The sequence below is a fragment of the Streptomyces sp. CY-1 genome (genome assembly GCF_047218265.1).
Lineage (GTDB): Bacteria > Actinomycetota > Actinomycetes > Streptomycetales > Streptomycetaceae > Streptomyces > Streptomyces niphimycinicus.
Map to the genome: position 1 here is coordinate 5,307,673 of NZ_CP178393.1, position 17,938 is coordinate 5,325,610.

Below are 17,938 nucleotides of genomic sequence, written 5' to 3' on the forward strand. Positions count from 1 at the left end.
TGAATACGAGTCATATTTCCGCTTAGTCTGTCTGTGGGGGGTTTGCGCCATCCGACATCGTCCCGGGAAGGACGACACGACGTCATGCCCGCAGATCTCGCCGTCATCGGACTCGGTCATCTCGGTATTCCTCTCGCCCAGGCCGCCACCGCCGCCGGCATCCGTACCGTCGGCTACGACCCCGATCCGCGCGCCGCCGCCGACCTCCGGGCCGGACGGCTGCCCTCCGGCTCGGGCGGCGAGGGCCGGCTGTCCGCCGCCGAGCTGCGCCGGATGGCCTCCCAGGGCTTTAGGATCACCGCCGACCCCGCCGAGCTCGGCCGCGTCCGCACCGCCGTGATCTGCGCACCGACCCCGCTCGGGGACGACCGCAGACTGGATCTGTCCGCGGTCGGCGAGGCGGCCCGTACGCTGGCGGCGCGGCTGCGTCCGCACACCACCGTTCTGCTGGAATCGACCGTGTACCCCGGCACCACCGAGGAATTCCTCCGTCCGCTTCTCGAGGAGGGATCCGGGCTGCGGGCCGGTCGCGACTTCCACCTCGCCTACTCCCCCTGCCGCCACGACCCGGGCAACCGCGCCCACGGCCCCGCCAACACCCCCAAGGTCATCGGCGGCCTCACCCCCGCCTGCACCGAGGCGGCCGCCGCCTTCTACGGCCGCTTCACCGAGAAGGTCGTCCGGGCCCGCGGCACCCGCGAGGCCGAGACCGTCAAGGTCCTGGAGACCAATTACCGGCACGTCAACATCGCCCTGGTCAACGAGATGGCGGTGTACTGCCATGACCTCGGCGTCGATGTGTGGGACGTGGTCCGCTGCGCCGAGACCAAGCCGTTCGGCTTCCAGTCCTTCCGCCCGGGCCCCGGCGTCGGCGGCCATGGCGTGCCGGTCGACCACGGCCATATGGCCGACCAGCAGCGCGGCCTCGGCCTCCCGCTGCGCATGGTGGAACTCGCGCAGCAGGTCAACGGGCGGATGCCGGGCTATGTCACCCGCCGCTGCACGGCCCTGCTCAATGAGTACGGGAAGTCGGCGCGCGGCGCGCACGTCCTGCTGCTGGGCGTCGGCTACAAGGCCGACGTCGCCGACGCGGAGGGCTCGCCCGCCCGGGAGATCGCCTCCCGGCTGATCGAGCTGGGCGCCCGGCTCAGCTACCACGACCCGTATGTCGCGCGATGGCGGGTGCTGGGGCGCGAGGTGGCCCGCGCCGACTCGGTGTACGAGGCGGCGGCCGACGCCGACCTGACCGTCCTGCTCCAGCCCCACCGCACGTACGACCTGCAAGGACTCGCGGTGAAGGCTCAGTTGCTGCTCGACACCCGGGGGGCGGGTCCCGCGGGGACGGCGCACCGGCTCTGACCCTTGCTTCGTCAACGCCGCCGGGTACGCCGCGGCCGGAGCGCGGCGGCCAGCACGATCAGCGACGTCCCGCCCAGCACGAAGATCACCGCGCCCGACGGCACCGATCGCACATCGGCCGTGAACGTCATCGGCGCGCCCCAGGGCAGTCCGTCGGCGGTGGTGTAGAGCTGGGCGGTCAGCCGCACCGGCCCGTTCGCGTACGCCTTCACCCGGATCCGCACCGTACGGCTCACCGCCCGTGCCGCCCGGACCGGCATCGCGCGGTCCCGGGCGTTCAGCCGCTCGGGGCGGCTGGAGAGGACCCGCAGCTCCACCCCGGTGAGGTCCTGCTGGAGCCCGTTGTCGACGGTGACCGGGATGGTCGCCGAGCCCCCGGCCACCACCACCATGGACTTCGGCACCAGCCGCACCGAGGCGATCGAGGCGGTCAGATAGCGGGACACCCCCCGCTGGTACGAGGCCGCGCCCGACGGGTCGACGCGCCAGGCGGTCGCGACGGAGCGGGCCAGCGCGGCCCGGACGGACGCGGCGGTGGCCCGCGCATCCGACAGCACCTTGGCCAGGGCGCGCATCCGGCGGCGGTCCCGTACCACCGCCGCGAGCCGGGCGGGCGGCAGCTCGGAGGCGTGCCGGGCGAGCGGATAGCCGTCGAAGCCCCGCAGCCGCCCCGCCGTGGGCTTGCGCAGCGCGGCCGCGAACCCGGCCGGTTCCAGCCACCCCGCCTTCCGGCCCTCGGCCACCACCGTGAGCAGCACCCGGGCGACCGCGAGCGGCATCCGGCGCGGGGGCACCATCACCAGCTCGCGCCGGGCGTACGGCAGCTCCCGTGCGGCCGTCAGCGTCTCGGCCAGCAGCCGCTGCCGCAGCAGCAGCCGGGCGGGCTCGCCGGAGGCGCCCGCGGCCGGGTGGCTCGCGAAGAGCTGGGCGGCGATGGCCGCGTCGTAGCGCAGCGCGGTCGTCCCGCCCTCGAGCGAGACGGCGCCGTCGTCGGTGGCCCCCTCGGAGACCAGCTCGCCCTCGGTGGCCACCCCGGCACCGGAGGCGAGCACCGTGTCCAGGCCGAGCTCCTTGGCGTACCGGGCGATCCCGTCGTCCAGCTCACCGCCCGCGGGCCAGCCCACACCGGCACGGGCATGGACGCCCAGCGCCCGGTCCACCACGCTGCGGCCGGTGCTGGAGGCCCGGCGCAGCAGACCGGCGAGCGGGGCGCCGCCGCCGCGGGCGAGCGAGGCCAGATCCGGGTCCGCATACGGCAGCGCGATCACCTCCCGGCCCCGGACCGCCCTACGGAGCGCGGCCAGCCAGTCCGCCGCCGCCTCGCCGCCCTTCCCCTCGGCTGCCTCCTGCGGATCGCTGCCGCCGGGGGTACGGGCCACCCGGTATCCGGCGGCCATGGCCCGCGCCTGGACGATCAGATCCGGATCGAGCACCCACGTGACCGGCTGCCCCTTGCCCATCTCCACCAGCCGCCGCAACCGGCCGCCCGGCCCGAAGGCGGCGGTCAGCTCGTCGTCGCGGAAGACCGGCAGCACGCTGTCCGGGGTGCGCAGGGTCAGCGCCTCCATCCGCGGGGTGTCGAGGACCGGCCACAGCACGGTGGTGCGCAGCGGCTCCAGCCGCATGGCGTCGGGGTACGCGGACAGATGGGTGCGGGTCAGCCCGAGCACGGTCCCGGCACCGGCGCCGCCCTCGCGGACGACGTCCACGGTGAGCGCGTACGCCCCGGCATCGTCCAGCTCCAGATCGGGGACGGGCACGGTGAGCCGGAAGCCGCGCTCGGCGCCGGTCGGCAGCGCGGCGAGACGGGCCGTACGGCCGGGCACCTCGGGGCCGTCGGCCCGGGTCAGGGGCGTACGGCGGGCCACGACGGAGAGCCCGCCGCGGGTGTCGATCGCACCGGACGCGCCGATCCGCACCCCGATATGCGCGGGGCCGAGGCGCCGCCCGGAGGTATTGGTGACCCGCCCGCTGATCCTCAGCTCACCGCCCTGGCGGATCACCGCGGGGGTCAGGGAGGCCAGCTCGACGGAGACGGGGTACGAACGGGAGGGGGTTTGCGGCGCGGTGGCGCCGTACGGCCGCGAGGGGCTCTGTGGCGAGGTGGCGCCGTACGGACGCGACGGGCCCTGCGCCGTGGTGGAGCCGTACGAACGCGACGGGCCCTGCGCCGTCGTGGCGCCCGGGACCCGCACCGCAGTGGCGCCGTACGGCCCGCGGCCGGGCGGCCGGCCCATGGCCTCGGCGGGCCCGGTGGGCGTCGCCGGTACGGAAGTGATCGCGACCAGGATCGTGGTGACGGTCGCGACGACCGCCCGCCCGTACGTCCCGCCGCGCCCCACGACCACCACCTCGACGCCCGCGTCTGCCGTCCGCCCGCGCCGCACGGGACCGACGCGGTGTCACCAGCCCACCACGCCGGGGACGATGCCGCACGCTCAAGACCGCCGCCCCGGGGAGGGCCCGGGGAGGCCCCGCCCCGGGAGACCCCGCGGGGCCCGCCCCCGAAGCGTCACACCCGCACCGTGTCCGGCCTGCGGGGCCGTGCGTCCATCGCGGTGCGCAGTGAGGCGAAGTCCTCCACACAGCGGCCGGTGCCGATGGCGACACAGTCCAGCGGGTCGTCGGCCACCAGCACCGGGATGTTCAGCTCGCGCCCCAGCCGTACGTCCAGACCGCGCAGCAGGGCACCGCCGCCGGTCAGCACGATGCCGCGGTCCATGATGTCGCCCGCCAGCTCGGGCGGGGTCTCGTCGAGCGTGGCCCGCACCGCCGCGACGATGCTGTCCACCGGCTCGGAGAGGGCGTGCCGCACCTCGTCCGCGGTCAGTTCGAGCACCTTGGGCAGCCCGGTCGCCTGGTCCCGGCCGCGGATGGTGCAGCGGTCCGGCGGCAGCAGCGCCTGGGTGTCCTCGGGGTCCTCGCTCTGGCCCGGGATGAACACCTCGACATTCCGCTCGGGCCGCCGGACGGCCTCCGACACCCGGGGCACGGACAGCGGCCCGGCGGGCGAGGCGGACCCGATGGAGACCTTGATCTCCTCGGCGGTCCGCTCACCGATCGCCAGCGCGTACTGCTTCTTCACATAGGAGGTGATCGCCACGTCCATGGAGTCGCCCGCGGTGCGCACCGACCGCGCGGTGACGATGCCGCCCAGCGAGACCACGGCGACCTCCGTCGTACCGCCGCCGATGTCGACGACCATGCAGCCGGTCGGCTCGCTCACCGGCAGCCCGGCCCCGATCGCCGCCGCGATGGGCTCCTCGACCAGATGCACCTGACGCGCCCCGGCCCGGGTGGCGGCCTCCATCACCGCGCGCCGCTCAACGCCCGTGATCCCGGAGGGCACGCAGACGACCACGCGGGGACGGGCGAGCCGGCGGCTGCCCATCACCTTCTTGATGAAGTACCGCAGCATGCGCTCGGCGATCTCGAAATCGGCGATCACGCCATCGCGCAGCGGTCGCACGGCGACGATGTTCGTCGGCGTCCGCCCCATGGTCTCCTTGGCCGCCGAACCCACCGACAGCACACTGCCGTCGGCTGTGTTCACTGCCACAACCGACGGCTCATTGAGCACGATGCCCCTGCCCCGTACGTACACCAGTGTGTTGGCGGTGCCGAGGTCGATACCCATGTCACGCCCATTGAACGACTTGTTCTGCGCCATAAGTTGACATTATTGCTTATGCCGGATTCTGTCCCGGCACTGATGTCATTCGCACCACCGTACGGCTATGCCACTGCTACCTTGCGGTCATGATCGCGTCCGCAACGTCCGCAGCTCAGGCCCCACGACCGGCCCGCGGTCTCGCGGCGGGCAGCGCGGCGGCACTGCTCGGGGCGCTGGTCTTCGGCTTCGTCCAGGGGAAAATCGGCCACCGCGGCCAGGAGGTCGGCTACTGGGCGCTGTGCATCGGACTGTTGACCGGTGCCGCGCTGGGCAAGCTGGGCGGCCGCGCGCCGCTGCTGGCGCTCATCGGGATACCGCTCGCGGTGGCCGGTGTTTCGCTGGCGCAACTGCTCGGCGTCGCGGTGCTGATGGGGGACGAGAGCTCCTGGCCCACCGCGGACACCCTGATCGGGCACTTCGGCCTGGTCATGGACCACTGGCGCGATGACATCCTGGGGCGCAACGACATCACCTTCTACGCCGTGGCCGGAGCGGAGAGTTACCTCGTCGCGAAGCGGATCGCCGAGTAGCGGCCGACGAAATCGGCATATGCCGGGCCAGCGTGTCTCCGTCCGGTCCCAGCCATGTCACGGACGTCAGACACGACTTGTCTGATTGTCATCCCTGCCTGTTACTTTTATGGCTCGATAGTTTCCATCCGCGTTCCCAGCCGGCCGCCGCTCATCAGCTCGGCTGTCCCCGGAACGCGGTCTCAACACCTTCATCCCCGGGGGAATTCCATGAGCCAGAACTGGCAGCAGCCACAGCAGCCCGGCGGTTACCCACAGCAGCCGGGCGGTTACCCACAGCAGCCCGCCCCGCCCCAGCAGGCCGGTGGCTACGGCACCCCTCAGCCGGGCTACGGCTACCCGCAGGGGCAGCCCCAGCAGCCGCAGCAGCCCCAGCCGCAGTACGGCGGCGGCTTCCCGCCGCCCCCGCCGCCGGTCGGCCGCCCGGGCAACCCGATGCTGGCGGTGGGTGCCGCCATCGTGGCCACTCTCGTCGGCGCGTTCCTCTACGCGTTCCTGCTGAGCTCGATGGCGGACACGGACGGCCCCGAGGTGAAGGTCACGCAGTTCGCCTATGCCGGCGTGATCGTGGGTGCCCTCATCGGCTTTCTCGTTGCCAAGTTCGGCGGCCGGAACCCGGCGCTCTGGGTGGTCGGCGCGGTTCTGGCCCTGGCCGCAGTGTTTCTGGGCGAGCTCTACGGCTACGCCATGATCATGAGCGATCTCCTGGACAAGCATGCGGACCAGTTGCAGTCCGTCGGCATGAAGCCGATGTCCGCGTCTGAGATCTTCTTCCAGCATTTCAACACCCCCCTGGTCAAGGGCATGCCGGGTGGCGGACTGTTCGACGGCTGGAAGGAAGACTCCGACGCCATGACCTACATCTTCATGGCGCTCGCGCCGGTCGCCGCGGTCAGCACCGCCTACCGGATCAGCAACCGCTGAGCCCTGACAACACAGCAAGGGGAAGGCCCCGACCGCGAGGGCGGATTCCAGGGGTCGTTGCAACACAAGTGATCAACTGGCTGTGGCCAGGAGCTTAGCGAGGCGCTCGGCTGGGGTTGCCCAGTCGAGCGTTTTGCGTGGGCGGCTGTTGAGTTCGGCGGCGACGGTGTCGAGGTGGTCCCGGGCGTGGACGGAGAGGTCGGTGCCTTTGGGGAAGTACTGCCGTAGCAGGCCGTTGGTGTTCTCGTTGGAGCCGCGCTGCCAGGGGCTGGCCGGGTCGCAGAAGTAGACCGGGATGTCGGTGGCGAGAGTGAACTCGTGGTGGCGGCCCATCTCGGTGCCCTGGTCCCAGGTCAGCGACCGCCGCAGATGGGCGGGCAACGTCTGGACGGTGTCCACCAGGGCGTCGCGGACCAGCTCGGTGCTGCGGCCGTCGGGTAGGTGCAGGAGCATCACGTAGCGGGTGGAACGCTCGACGAGGGTGCCGATGGCGGAGCCACCGTCCTTCCCGATGATCAGGTCGCCTTCCCAGTGTCCGGGCACTGCCCGGTCCTCCGCCTCGGCGGGACGCTCGCTGATCATGGCCATCGGCTCGCGGAAACGCGGCTGGCGCCGCTGGGCCTGGCGGCGGGGCTTGCGCCGCACCCGGCCCGTGCGCAGTGCCCTGGCCAGCTCCCGGCGCAGTTCACCGCGGCCCTGGACGTAGAGGGCCTGGTAGACCGTCTCGTGGACCACGTGCATCTCCGGCCGGTCGGGGAACCGGGCCCGCAGGGCCTGGCAGATCTGTTCCGGGCTCCACCGTAGGTCCAGGTGATGCTGGATGAAGTTCCTCAGCAGCGCGTTCTGGCCGATCTTCCCGGGCTTGGGCCGGGGCCGGCGGGCGTCGGCGCGGGCCTGCGCGGCGTAGGGGCGGTAGGCCCAGCGGGAGGCATCCCCGCGCAGCGGTATGCCGTTGCGGCGTATCTCCCGGCTGACCGTGGAGGGGCTGCGACCCAGCTCGGCGGCTATGGCCCGGATCGTGGCCTTCTCCCGCAGCCGGTCGGCGATGTAGATCCGCTCGGTCTCCCGCAGGTACCGGGACGGGCCCGCCGGGGGCGCCATCGGCCGCTGAGCCGGGGACGCCCCCTTCGTCCTGCCGGACGGGGTGCGGCCATTTCGCCACCGCTTGCCGGTGCGGTAGTTGATCCCGACGATCCGGCACGCTTCGTAGCTGGTCAGGCCCTGGTCCATGAGCCGGAAGTATTCCTCCCGCTCACGGACCAGCTTCTTACGGCCTTGGGCCACCGTCCGTACCTTGCGGATCTCGAACTCCATCGCACCCCTTGAGCTGGGGTGTTGCGACGACTCCTAGAACCCAAGGAGGCGGTCGGGGCCTTCCCCTTGCTGAACCGGCTGATGAAGAACGCTCAGCTCTTGTCGCGGGCCGACGGGGCGACCGTGACCTCGACCCGCTGGAACTCCTTCAGCTCCGAGTAGCCCGTCGTGGCCATGGCCCGGCGCAGCGCCCCGAAGAAGTTCATCGAACCGTCGGGGATGGAGGAGGGACCGAGGAGGATCTCCTCGGTGGAGCCCACCGTGCCCAGGTTCATCCGCTTGCCGCGCGGCACCTCGTCGTGCACGGCCTCCATGCCCCAGTGGTGACCGCGGCCCGGTGCGTCCGTGGCCCGCGCCAGCGGGGAGCCCATCATCACCGCGTCCGCGCCACAGGCGACGGCCTTGGGCAGATCGCCGCTCCATCCGACGCCGCCATCGGCGATCACATGCACATAGCGGCCGCCGGACTCGTCCATGTAATCCCGGCGCGCGGCGGCGACATCGGCGACCGCCGTCGCCATCGGCACCTGGATGCCCAGCACATTGCGGGTGGTGTGGGCGGCACCGCCGCCGAAGCCCACCAGCACACCGGCGGCGCCGGTGCGCATCAGATGCAGCGCGGCCGTGTAGGTGGCGCAGCCGCCCACGATCACCGGGACGTCCAGCTCATAGATGAACTGCTTGAGGTTGAGCGGCTCGGCGGCGCCGGAGACATGCTCGGCGGAGACCGTGGTGCCACGGATCACGAAGATGTCGACGCCCGCGTCCACCACGGCCTTGGAGAACTGCGCCGTGCGCTGCGGGGACAGGGCGGCAGCGGTCACCACGCCCGCGTCCCGCACCTCCTTCAGGCGCTGGCCGATCAGCTCTTCCTTGATCGGCTCGGCGTAGATCTCCTGCATCCGGGTGGTCGCGGTGCGCTCGTCCAGCTCGGCGATCTCCGCGAGCAGCGGCTCCGGGTCCTCGTAACGGGTCCAGAGCCCTTCCAGGTTCAGCACCCCGAGGCCGCCGAGCTCACCGATGCGGATCGCGGTGCGGGGCGAGACCACCGAGTCCATCGGCGCGGCCAGGAACGGCAGCTCGAAGCGGTAGGCATCGATCTGCCAGGCGATCGAGACCTCCTTGGGGTCCCGGGTGCGACGACTCGGCACAACGGCGATGTCGTCGAACGCGTACGCCCTGCGGCCGCGCTTGCCGCGCCCGATCTCGATCTCAGTCACGTGGGTGCCTTTCCCTGTTCACGAACAGCCGTCCCAGTATCCCTGCCCGGACCCGCGCAGGGTCGCCCGGGTGAACGGCGCGGGTCAACGGCCGGAGTAGTTCGGCGCCTCGGTGGTCATCTGGATGTCATGCGGGTGGCTCTCCTTGAGACCCGCCGAGGTGATCCGCACAAAGCGGCCCTTCTCCTTCAGCTCCGCCACATTGGCCGAGCCGACATAGCCCATCGACGCCCGCAGACCGCCCACCAACTGGTGGGCGACCGAGGCCAGCGGACCGCGGTAGGGCACCTGGCCCTCGATGCCCTCGGGGACCAGCTTGTCCTCGGAGAGCACATTGTCCTGGAAGTAGCGGTCCTTGGAGAACGAGCGGGCCTGGCCGCGCGTCTGCATCGCGCCCAGCGAACCCATGCCCCGGTAGGACTTGAACTGCTTGCCGCTGATGAAGACCATCTCGCCCGGCGACTCCTCGCAGCCGGCCAGCAGGCTGCCCAGCATCACCGTGTCCGCACCGGCGGCGATCGCCTTGGCGATATCGCCCGAGTACTGAAGACCGCCGTCGCCGATCAGCGGCACCCCGGCCGCGTGGCAGGCCCGCGCCGCTTCGTAGATCGCCGTCACCTGCGGCACTCCGATGCCCGCGACCACGCGCGTGGTGCAGATGGAGCCCGGGCCGACGCCGACCTTCACCCCGTCCACCCCCGCGTCGATCAGCGCCTGGGCGCCGTCCCGGGTGGCGACATTGCCGCCCACCACATCGACCGAGATATTGGACTTGACCTTGGCGATCATGTCGAGGATGCCCCGGCTGTGGCCGTGCGCGCTGTCCACGACCAGGAAGTCGGCACCGGCCTCGACCAGCGCCTGCGCCCGCTCGTACGCCTCGTCGCCGACGCCGACGGCGGCACCGACGACCAGCCGGCCGCCCGCGTCCTTCGCCGCGTGGGGATACTTCTCGGCCTTCACGAAGTCCTTGACCGTGATCAGGCCCTTGAGCACGCCCGCGTCATCGACCAGCGGCAGCTTCTCGATCTTGTGGCGGCGCAGCAACTGCATCGCGTCCTCGCCGGAGATCCCCACCTTGCCGGTGACCAGCGGCATCGGGGTCATGACCTCGCGGACCTGACGGCCCCGGTCGACCTCGAAGGCCATGTCACGGTTGGTGACGATGCCGAGCAGCTTGCCCACCGCGTCCGTGACCGGCACACCGCTGATGCGGAACTTCGCGCACAGCGCGTCCGCCTCGTGCAGCGTGGCGTCCGGCCGGACCGTGATCGGGTCGGTGACCATGCCGGACTCGGAGCGCTTGACCAGGTCGACCTGGTTGGCCTGGTCCTCGATGGACAGATTGCGGTGCAGCACGCCCACCCCGCCCTGCCGGGCCATGGCGATGGCCATCCGGGACTCGGTGACCTTGTCCATGGCGGCGGACAGCAGGGGCACATTCACCCGGACATTCCGAGAGACCCTGGACGAGGTGTCGACCGCGTTCGGCAGCACCTCGGAGGCGCCCGGCAGCAGCAGCACGTCGTCGTACGTCAGCCCGAGCATGGCGAACTTCTCAGGCACTCCGTCGACGTTGTCAGTCATGACACCCTTCCAAATGGTCTTGCCCCAGCGCGGACTCCCATGCTAACGGGCTCCCCGAGTGCCTCATTCCGCCCTGTGGACAACTTCTCAGTGAGCTGCCAAATACGGAAGGCACAACGAGGTAACGAGCGCGACCAGCGACTGGTCGGCCCTCGGCTCACTGCTCGGCGAGCGCGCGCAGCCTGCTCAGTGCCCGGTGCTGGGCGACCCGCACCGCTCCGGGCGACATGCCGAGCATCTGCCCGGTCTCCTCCGCCGTCAGCCCGACCGCGACCCTCAGCAGCACCAGCTCGCGCTGGTTCTCCGGAAGGTTGGCCAGGAGCTTCTTGGCCCATTCCGCGTCGCTGCTGAGCAGCGCCCGCTCCTCGGGACCCAGTGAATCGTCCGGCTGCTCCGGCATCTCGTCCGAGGGGACGGCCGTGGAGCCCGGGTGGCGCATGGCGGCCCGCTGGAGATCGGCGACCTTATGGGAGGCGATGGCCACGACGAACGCCTCGAAGGGCTTTCCGGTGTCGCGGTAGCGCGGCAGCGCGCACAGCACCGCGAGACAGACCTCCTGCGCCAGGTCGTCCACGAAGTGGCGGGCATCACCCGGAAGTCGGGACAGCCTCGTGCGGCAGTACCGCAGGGCCAGCGGATGGACCAGGGCCAGCAGGTCATGAGTGGCCTGCTCGTCCCCTTCGACGGCGCGCCCGACGAGGGCGCCGATCGGCCCCGTGCCCCCGGGAGCGCCCTTGGCGGCTCCTGGGTTCTCGTCGTCGCGCGGCATCCATCCATGGTGCCTCGGGCCAGGTGGCTCCGTGGCACCGCGTCCATAGTTGTGCGCTGAAGCGTTATGAGCAGGTGCGCCGGCTGTCGTCACGTCCTGCGCTCTCCCCTCACGCCCGACCGACTCGTCCCCGAGGAACTCCACACCTTCAAGGATGCGGCATAGCGCGGGGAACTGGTACAGGCCACCGCGACAGGGCCCGCCGCGCACGCTCTCGCCCCGCCCGCCACCCGGCGGGCGGGGACCGTAGCGCCCCCGCTGCGCAGCACGTCAGAACGGTCGTGGCCGAGTCAGCGGACCAGACCCCAGCGGAACCCGAGGGCCACCGCATGGGCCCGGTCGGACGCGCCGAGCTTCTTGAACAGCCGGCGTGCGTGCGTCTTGACCGTGTCCTCGGACAGGAACAGCTCACGGCCGATCTCCGCATTGGAGCGGCCGTGGCTCATGCCCTCGAGCACCTGGATCTCCCGCGCGGTGAGGGTGGGCGCGGCGCCCATCTCGGCCGAGCGCAGCCGGCGCGGGGCCAGCCGCCAGGTGGGGTCGGCGAGCGCCTGGGTCACGGTGGCGCGCAACTCGGCGCGCGAGGCGTCCTTGTGCAGATAGCCACGGGCACCGGCGGCCACGGCCAGCGCGACGCCGTCGAGATCCTCGGCGACCGTGAGCATGATGATCCGGGCGCCCGGGTCGGCGGAGAGCAGCCGCCGCACGGTCTCGACTCCGCCGAGACCGGGCATCCGCACGTCCATCAGAATCAGATCCGAGCGGTCGGCGCCCCAGCGGCGGAGGACTTCCTCGCCGTTGGCCGCCGTCGTCACACGCTCGACGCCGGGCACGGTCGCCACCGCACGGCGCAGCGCCTCTCGGGCAAGCGGGGAGTCGTCGCAGACGAGGACGGATGTCATGGCCGTCCTCCGCAGCTAATGCGCGTCACCTTGAGCCTCCAGGCTGGTACATATCGTCACCTGAGCGATTGACAGCCCCGGATATCTGTCCGAGAGCTTTACCCATCAACCGCCTCCGCACTCTCAACGACGGTCACCCGAAAGAGTTACGGGGTTCGGCGGCCACCTTCGACACTCTACGTGAGGGCCCGGACACGGAGCAGCTTCGCGGCACAGGTCGCGCGCCTCGCGTCTCCCCCATAGGGCAGTCCCCGAGGCAGTCCCTTCGGTGGCATTTGGCGACCTTGCTTCCAATTTGCGGGTCTGTGTGGCTAGATTCGCAATGAGTCATATTTACATCTACTTACACCGTAGGTGTACGACCCAGGACGCAGCGTCCGCAGCCGATCGCATCGAGGAGATAAGGCAATGGCAGATTTCTCCCGTCTTCCCGGCCCGAATGCCGACCTGTGGGACTGGCAGCTCCTGGCCGCGTGTCGCGGGGTCGACAGCTCGCTCTTCTTCCACCCGGAGGGGGAGCGCGGCGCTGCCCGCAGCGCACGCGAGATGTCGGCGAAAGAGGTGTGCATGCGCTGCCCGGTACGCGCACAGTGCGCCGCGCACGCCCTCGCCGTACGCGAGCCTTACGGAGTGTGGGGCGGACTGACCGAGGACGAGCGCGAGGAGCTCATGGGGCGGGCACGCCACCGCGCGGTCGCCGGCACCGGGGCCCCCGGATCCTGATCGGAACCCGGTCGCAGCCAATCGAAGAAACGTTCCTTCCGTTCACCACCCGGTGCGCGAAAACACCCGCTCACCTGCGGGCCGCCTGCTCCAGCCGGTCCAGCGTCGCCGCCACCGCCGGGACGCGGGCGAGGTCGGGCAGGGTCAGCGCCACCACTTCCCGGCGCACCGCAGGTTCCACCTCCAGCGTCGTGGCGCCCTTGGCCCGTACGGACTCCAGCGCCAGCTCGGGCAGCACCGCGACCCCGAGCCCGGCCCCGACCAGGCCGATGACCGTCGGATAGTCGTCCGTCGCGAAGTCGATCCGCGGCGTGAACCCCTCGGACTCGCACACCTCCACCAGATGCCCCCGGCAGCGCGGGCAGCCCGCGATCCACGGCTCCCCGGCCAGCTCGGCGATGCCCACCGCCCCGGCGCCCGCGAACTTGTGCCCCTCCGGCACCACGCCCACCAGCCGGTCGTTCAGCAGCGGCCGCAGGACCAGGTCGTCCCACTCGCCCGAAGCCTCCTCGCCCATCTGCGGATACCGGAAGGCCAGCGCGATCTCGCAGTCGCCCGAGCGCAGCATCTCCACCGAACCCGGCGGCTCGGCCTCCACCAGCGAGACCCGGGTCCCCGGATGGGCCGCGCGCAGCTCGGCGAGCGCCATGGGCACCAGGGTCGAGCTGCCGCTGGGGAAGGACACCAGCCGCACCCGGCCCGCCCGCAGCCCGGCGATCGCCGCGACCTCCTCCTCGGCGGCGGTCAGCCCGGCCAGGATCCCGGTGGCATGCCGCACCAGCGCCCGGCCCGCCTCGGTCAGCCGCATCTCCCGCCCGCTGCGGATCAGCAACGGGGTACCCGCGGCGCCCTCCAGGGCCTTCATCTGCTGGCTGACGGCGGGCTGGGTGCAGCCCAGCTCACGGGCGGCGGCGGAGAAGGAGCCGGTGGCGGCCACCGCGCGCAGCACCCTGAGATGGCGGGCCTCGATCATGGCTCCGAGCATAAGCGACCCTTGGGGATGGGCCGGGATATTACGTCGACGCTTTGACCGCCCTGCCCTACCGTGCGGTCATGCTGCACACTCCCACCGTTCTCACGGTGAATCTGGGCCGCGCGATGCGGACCGACTACACCGACTGCCCCACCGGCACCGGTATCGACAAGCGGCCCGTCGAACACCCGGTACGGGTCGCGGCCCCGGGGCCGAAGGGCCAGGGCACCAGCGGTCTGTCCGGTGACGATGTCTGCGACACCCGCCACCACGGCGGCGACGACCAGGCCGTCTACGCCTACGCCCGGGAGGACCTCGACGTCTGGGAACAGGAGCTGGGCCGCGAGCTGCCCAACGGCGTCTTCGGCGAGAACCTCACCACCAGCGGCATCGACGTCAACGGCGCCCGCATCGGCGAGCGCTGGCGGGTGGGGAACGAACTGCTGCTGGAGGTGACCTCACCGCGCATCCCCTGCCGTACGTTCGCGGGGTGGCTGGGCGAGCGGGGATGGGTCAAGCGGTTCACCCAGGCCGCCGTCCCGGGGGCGTATCTGCGGGTGCTCGAACCCGGCGAGATCCGCTCGGGCGACCCCGTCGAGATCGTGCACCGGCCCGACCACGAGGTGACGGTCGCCTTCCTCTTCCGCGCCGAGACCACCGAGCGGGAGCTGCTGCCTAGGGTGCTGGTGGCGGGCGACGCACTCCATCCGGAGGCGCGGGAGGCCGCCCTCAAGTACCGGTCCGGCTGACGGAAGTGTTCATTCCGGCCCAGATCGCTCACGGTCCCGCTCGGCGGTCCGCCCGGCCGATAACGTGCGCGTATGACGACTGCATTGATCACCGGGACCACCGCGGGCATCGGGGCCGCCTTCGCGGGCCGGCTCGCCGCCGACGGCCACAATCTGGTGCTCGTCGCACGCGACGAGAAGCGGCTGCGGGAGCAGGCGGCGGATCTGCACGACCGGCACGGCGTGGAGGCCGATGTGCTGGTGGCGGACCTGTCCGAGGATGACGGAATCGCCGCGGTCGAGGCCCGGCTCAGGGACCGCACCCACCCGGTCGATCTGCTCGTCAACAACGCCGGTTTCGGCAACCGCGACCGCTATCTGGAGGTGCCGATCACCGATGAGCTGCGGATGCTGAAGCTGCACTGCGAGGCGGTGCTCCGGCTGACCAGCGCGGGCGCCGAAACGATGCGCGGCCGCGGCCGCGGCGGGGTGATCAACGTGGCGTCGATCGCGGCCTTCTTCCCGCGCGGAACCTACGGGGCGAGCAAGGCGTGGGTCGTGCAGTTCACCCAGGGCGCGGCGAAGGATCTGGCGAGCGCGGGCGTACGGATGATGGCGCTGTGCCCGGGGTTCGTCCGTACGGAGTTCCACGCGCGAGCGGGAATCAAGCGGGAGAGCGTGCCGAGCTGGATGTGGCTGGACGCGGACCGGCTGGTCACGGCGGCGCTGAAGGATTTCGCCCGGGGCAAGTCGCTGTCCATTCCGGACCCGCGCTACAAGGCGATGACCGGTCTGGCCAAGCTGGCCCCGCGCTCGGCGATCTCCACCCTCTCCTCCAAGGTCGGCCGCCCTCCGGCCAAGGCATAGCCCTCTCGGGATCGCCCGTGCCCGCCGGGCCGCACACCGGGTGCGGGCCGTGGCGGCTCCGCCGCGTGGGGGGGCTCCGCCCCCTCACCCCCGCCGGGGCTCCGCCCCGGACCCCGCTCCTCAAACGCCGGAGGGGCTGAAATTCACGCCCCCGGGCACCGGCGCCGTAAATATGCGGTCCAGGGCGCCGCACCGGAGGCCCCGCCCCCGGCACCCACCACACAACCGGGGGCGAACGACGAAGGCGCGGCCGCCCCCAGGGCGGCCGCGCCTTCGCACAGCGGCAATGCGCAAGTGCGTCAGTGCGCGTGACCGTGGCCGTGGCCCCCGGCCTCGGCCTCTTCCTCGGCCGGCTTCTCGACCACCAGCGTCTCGGTGGTGAGCAGCAGCGAGGCGATCGACGCCGCGTTCTCCAGCGCGGAGCGGGTGACCTTGACCGGGTCGATGACGCCGGCCTTCACCAGGTCGCCGTACTCCTCGGTGGCCGCGTTGTAGCCGTGGCCCTTCTCGAGCTCGGCGACCTTCGAGGTGATGACGTAGCCCTCGAGACCGGCGTTCTCGGCGATCCAGCGCAGCGGCTCGACCGCGGCGCGGCGGACGACCGCGACACCGGTGGCCTCGTCGCCCTCCAGGCCCAGGCCGTTCTCCAGCACCTTCGCGGCGTGGACCAGCGCGGAGCCACCACCGGAGACGATGCCCTCCTCGACCGCGGCGCGGGTCGCGGAGATGGCGTCCTCCAGACGGTGCTTCTTCTCCTTGAGCTCGACCTCGGTGGCCGCGCCCACGCGGATCACGCATACGCCGCCGGCCAGCTTCGCGAGCCGCTCCTGAAGCTTCTCGCGGTCCCAGTCGGAGTCCGTGGCCTCGATCTCGGCCTTGATCTGGTTGACGCGGCCGGTGACCTCGTCGCTCTTGCCGCCACCGTCGACGATCGTGGTGTCGTCCTTGGTGACGGTCACGCGGCGGGCGGTGCCCAGCACGTCCAGACCGACCTGGTCCAGCTTGAGGCCGACCTCTTCGGCGATGACGGTGCCGCCCGTAAGGGTGGCGATGTCGCCGAGCATGGCCTTACGACGGTCACCGAAGCCCGGGGCCTTCACCGCGACGGCGTTGAAGGTGCCGCGGATCTTGTTGACGACGAGGGTCGAGAGGGCCTCGCCCTCCACGTCCTCGGCGATGATCAGCAGCGGCTTGCTGGCGTTGGCCTGGATGATCTTCTCCAGGAGCGGCAGCAGGTCCTGGATCGAGGCGATCTTGCCCTGGTGGATCAGGATGTACGGGTCCTCGAGGACGGCCTCCATCCGCTCCTGGTCGGTGACCATGTACGGCGAGAGGTAGCCCTTGTCGAAGGCCATGCCCTCGGTGAAGTCGAGCTCCAGGCCGAAGGTGTTGGACTCCTCGACGGTGATGACACCGTCCTTGCCGACCTTGTCCATCGCCTCGGCGATCAGCTCGCCGACCTGCTTGTCCTGCGCGGACAGCGCGGCCACGGCGGCGATGTCGGACTTCTCGTCGATCGGGCGGGCGGTGGCCAGCAGGTCGTCCGAGACGGCCTTGACCGCCGCGTCGATGCCCTTCTTGAGGGCGGCCGGGGAGGCGCCCGCGGCCACGTTCTTCAGGCCCTCGCGGACCAGGGCCTGGGCCAGCACGGTCGCGGTGGTGGTGCCGTCACCCGCGATGTCGTTGGTCTTGGTCGCCACCTCCTTGACGAGCTGGGCGCCCAGGTTCTCGTACGGGTCCTCGACCTCGACCTCGCGGGCGATCGTGACACCGTCGTTGGTGATGGTCGGAGCACCGAACTTCTTGTCGATGACGACGTTGCGGCCACGGGGGCCGATCGTCACCTTGACGGTGTCCGCAAGCTTGTTGACGCCGCGCTCGAGGGCGCGACGGGCGTCCTCGTCGAACTTCAGGATCTTCGCCATGAGTTCCGTATGTCCTCTCAAACGAACCGCGCCCCGACCCCGGTTTCAGACGCGGGCACCGGGGCGCGGCTCATAGGCAAAACTTCGGTGATTACTTCTCGACGATCGCGAGGACGTCGCGAGCCGAGAGGACGAGGTACTCCTCGCCGCTGTACTTCACCTCGGTGCCGCCGTACTTGCTGTAGAGCACGACGTCACCGACGGAGACGTCGAGCGGAAGGCGCTTGCCGTCCTCGAAGCGGCCCGGGCCCACGGCCAGGACGACGCCCTCCTGGGGCTTTTCCTTGGCGGTGTCCGGAATGACCAGGCCCGAAGCCGTGGTCTGTTCGGCGTCGAGCGGCTGGACCACAATGCGGTCCTCGAGCGGCTTGATGGCAACCTTGGAGCTGGTGGTCGTCACGATCCGACCTCCCCCTTCGGAGATCTCACGGGGTCAACTGTCTG

At 71.2% G+C, this 17,938-nt stretch carries 16 protein-coding genes; 6 read left to right on the forward strand and 10 right to left on the reverse strand.

What is annotated here, in order from left to right:
- Positions 1-84 precede the first annotated feature (84 nt).
- On the forward strand, positions 85-1,359 hold the full coding sequence (locus ACK1X7_RS22610; protein ID WP_216347819.1) for a nucleotide sugar dehydrogenase: 1,275 nt from the start codon (positions 85-87) through the stop codon (positions 1,357-1,359).
- A gap of 11 nt (positions 1,360-1,370) precedes the next feature.
- On the opposite strand, the gene ACK1X7_RS22615 is transcribed toward ACK1X7_RS22610, so the two are convergent.
- Together ACK1X7_RS22615 and ACK1X7_RS22620 are read right to left on the reverse strand one after the other, a co-directional pair.
- Entirely contained in the window at positions 1,371-3,746 is a 2,376-nt protein-coding gene (locus tag ACK1X7_RS22615; RefSeq protein WP_413115581.1) for a DUF6049 family protein, read from the reverse strand.
- Between the two features lie 125 nt (positions 3,747-3,871).
- Positions 3,872-5,029, reverse strand: coding sequence for a rod shape-determining protein (locus tag ACK1X7_RS22620; RefSeq protein ID WP_385139213.1), 1,158 nt, complete (start codon positions 5,027-5,029; stop codon positions 3,872-3,874).
- 89 nt (positions 5,030-5,118) lie between these two features.
- Between ACK1X7_RS22620 and ACK1X7_RS22625 the strand changes: the two genes are divergently transcribed.
- Together ACK1X7_RS22625 and ACK1X7_RS22630 are read left to right on the forward strand one after the other, a co-directional pair.
- Positions 5,119-5,562 carry a hypothetical protein gene (locus ACK1X7_RS22625; RefSeq protein ID WP_398159752.1) on the forward strand — a complete coding sequence of 148 codons (444 nt, stop codon included), beginning with the start codon at positions 5,119-5,121 and terminating at the stop codon, positions 5,560-5,562.
- Between the two features lie 210 nt (positions 5,563-5,772).
- On the forward strand, positions 5,773-6,486 hold the full coding sequence (locus ACK1X7_RS22630; RefSeq protein WP_385139220.1) for a hypothetical protein: 714 nt from the start codon (positions 5,773-5,775) through the stop codon (positions 6,484-6,486).
- Between the two features lie 72 nt (positions 6,487-6,558).
- On the opposite strand, the gene ACK1X7_RS22635 is transcribed toward ACK1X7_RS22630, so the two are convergent.
- From ACK1X7_RS22635 to ACK1X7_RS22655, 5 genes are all read right to left on the reverse strand, one after another.
- Entirely contained in the window at positions 6,559-7,800 is a 1,242-nt protein-coding gene (locus ACK1X7_RS22635; protein WP_413115268.1) for an IS30 family transposase, read from the reverse strand.
- 92 nt (positions 7,801-7,892) lie between these two features.
- Positions 7,893-9,020: a GuaB3 family IMP dehydrogenase-related protein gene (locus ACK1X7_RS22640; RefSeq protein ID WP_014054236.1), complete on the reverse strand. Its 1,128-nt coding sequence runs from the start codon at positions 9,018-9,020 to the stop codon at positions 7,893-7,895.
- Between the two features lie 84 nt (positions 9,021-9,104).
- Positions 9,105-10,607 carry an IMP dehydrogenase gene (gene guaB / locus ACK1X7_RS22645; RefSeq protein ID WP_014054235.1) on the reverse strand — a complete coding sequence of 501 codons (1,503 nt, stop codon included), beginning with the start codon at positions 10,605-10,607 and terminating at the stop codon, positions 9,105-9,107.
- Between the two features lie 157 nt (positions 10,608-10,764).
- A complete protein-coding gene (locus ACK1X7_RS22650) occupies positions 10,765-11,376 on the reverse strand; it encodes a sigma-70 family RNA polymerase sigma factor (protein WP_243979620.1) in 612 nt (203 codons plus the stop codon).
- Between the two features lie 290 nt (positions 11,377-11,666).
- A complete protein-coding gene (locus ACK1X7_RS22655) occupies positions 11,667-12,278 on the reverse strand; it encodes a response regulator transcription factor (protein ID WP_003948568.1) in 612 nt (203 codons plus the stop codon).
- Between the two features lie 408 nt (positions 12,279-12,686).
- Here ACK1X7_RS22655 and ACK1X7_RS22660 point away from each other — a divergent pair, with 408 nt between their 5' ends.
- Positions 12,687-13,001: a WhiB family transcriptional regulator gene (locus ACK1X7_RS22660; RefSeq protein ID WP_014054233.1), complete on the forward strand. Its 315-nt coding sequence runs from the start codon at positions 12,687-12,689 to the stop codon at positions 12,999-13,001.
- A 70-nt stretch (positions 13,002-13,071) separates the two neighbouring features.
- Here the strand turns inward: ACK1X7_RS22660 and ACK1X7_RS22665 are convergent, their stop codons facing one another.
- The gene (locus ACK1X7_RS22665) at positions 13,072-13,974 is read right to left on the reverse strand and encodes a LysR family transcriptional regulator (RefSeq protein ID WP_385139227.1); all 903 of its coding nucleotides are present in this window, start codon (positions 13,972-13,974) and stop codon (positions 13,072-13,074) included.
- A gap of 80 nt (positions 13,975-14,054) precedes the next feature.
- On the opposite strand from ACK1X7_RS22665, the gene ACK1X7_RS22670 reads away from it, so the two are divergent.
- Both ACK1X7_RS22670 and ACK1X7_RS22675 read left to right on the forward strand, forming a co-directional pair.
- Positions 14,055-14,723: an MOSC domain-containing protein gene (locus tag ACK1X7_RS22670; RefSeq protein ID WP_398159755.1), complete on the forward strand. Its 669-nt coding sequence runs from the start codon at positions 14,055-14,057 to the stop codon at positions 14,721-14,723.
- A gap of 72 nt (positions 14,724-14,795) precedes the next feature.
- Positions 14,796-15,569: an SDR family NAD(P)-dependent oxidoreductase gene (locus ACK1X7_RS22675; protein ID WP_385139234.1), complete on the forward strand. Its 774-nt coding sequence runs from the start codon at positions 14,796-14,798 to the stop codon at positions 15,567-15,569.
- Between the two features lie 299 nt (positions 15,570-15,868).
- Here ACK1X7_RS22675 and groL read toward each other — a convergent pair whose 3' ends face one another.
- Together groL and groES are read right to left on the reverse strand one after the other, a co-directional pair.
- Positions 15,869-17,494 carry a chaperonin GroEL gene (groL, locus tag ACK1X7_RS22680; RefSeq protein WP_216346313.1) on the reverse strand — a complete coding sequence of 542 codons (1,626 nt, stop codon included), beginning with the start codon at positions 17,492-17,494 and terminating at the stop codon, positions 15,869-15,871.
- Between the two features lie 91 nt (positions 17,495-17,585).
- Entirely contained in the window at positions 17,586-17,894 is a 309-nt protein-coding gene (groES, locus tag ACK1X7_RS22685; RefSeq protein WP_014054228.1) for a co-chaperone GroES, read from the reverse strand.
- Positions 17,895-17,938: the final 44 nt, after the last annotated feature.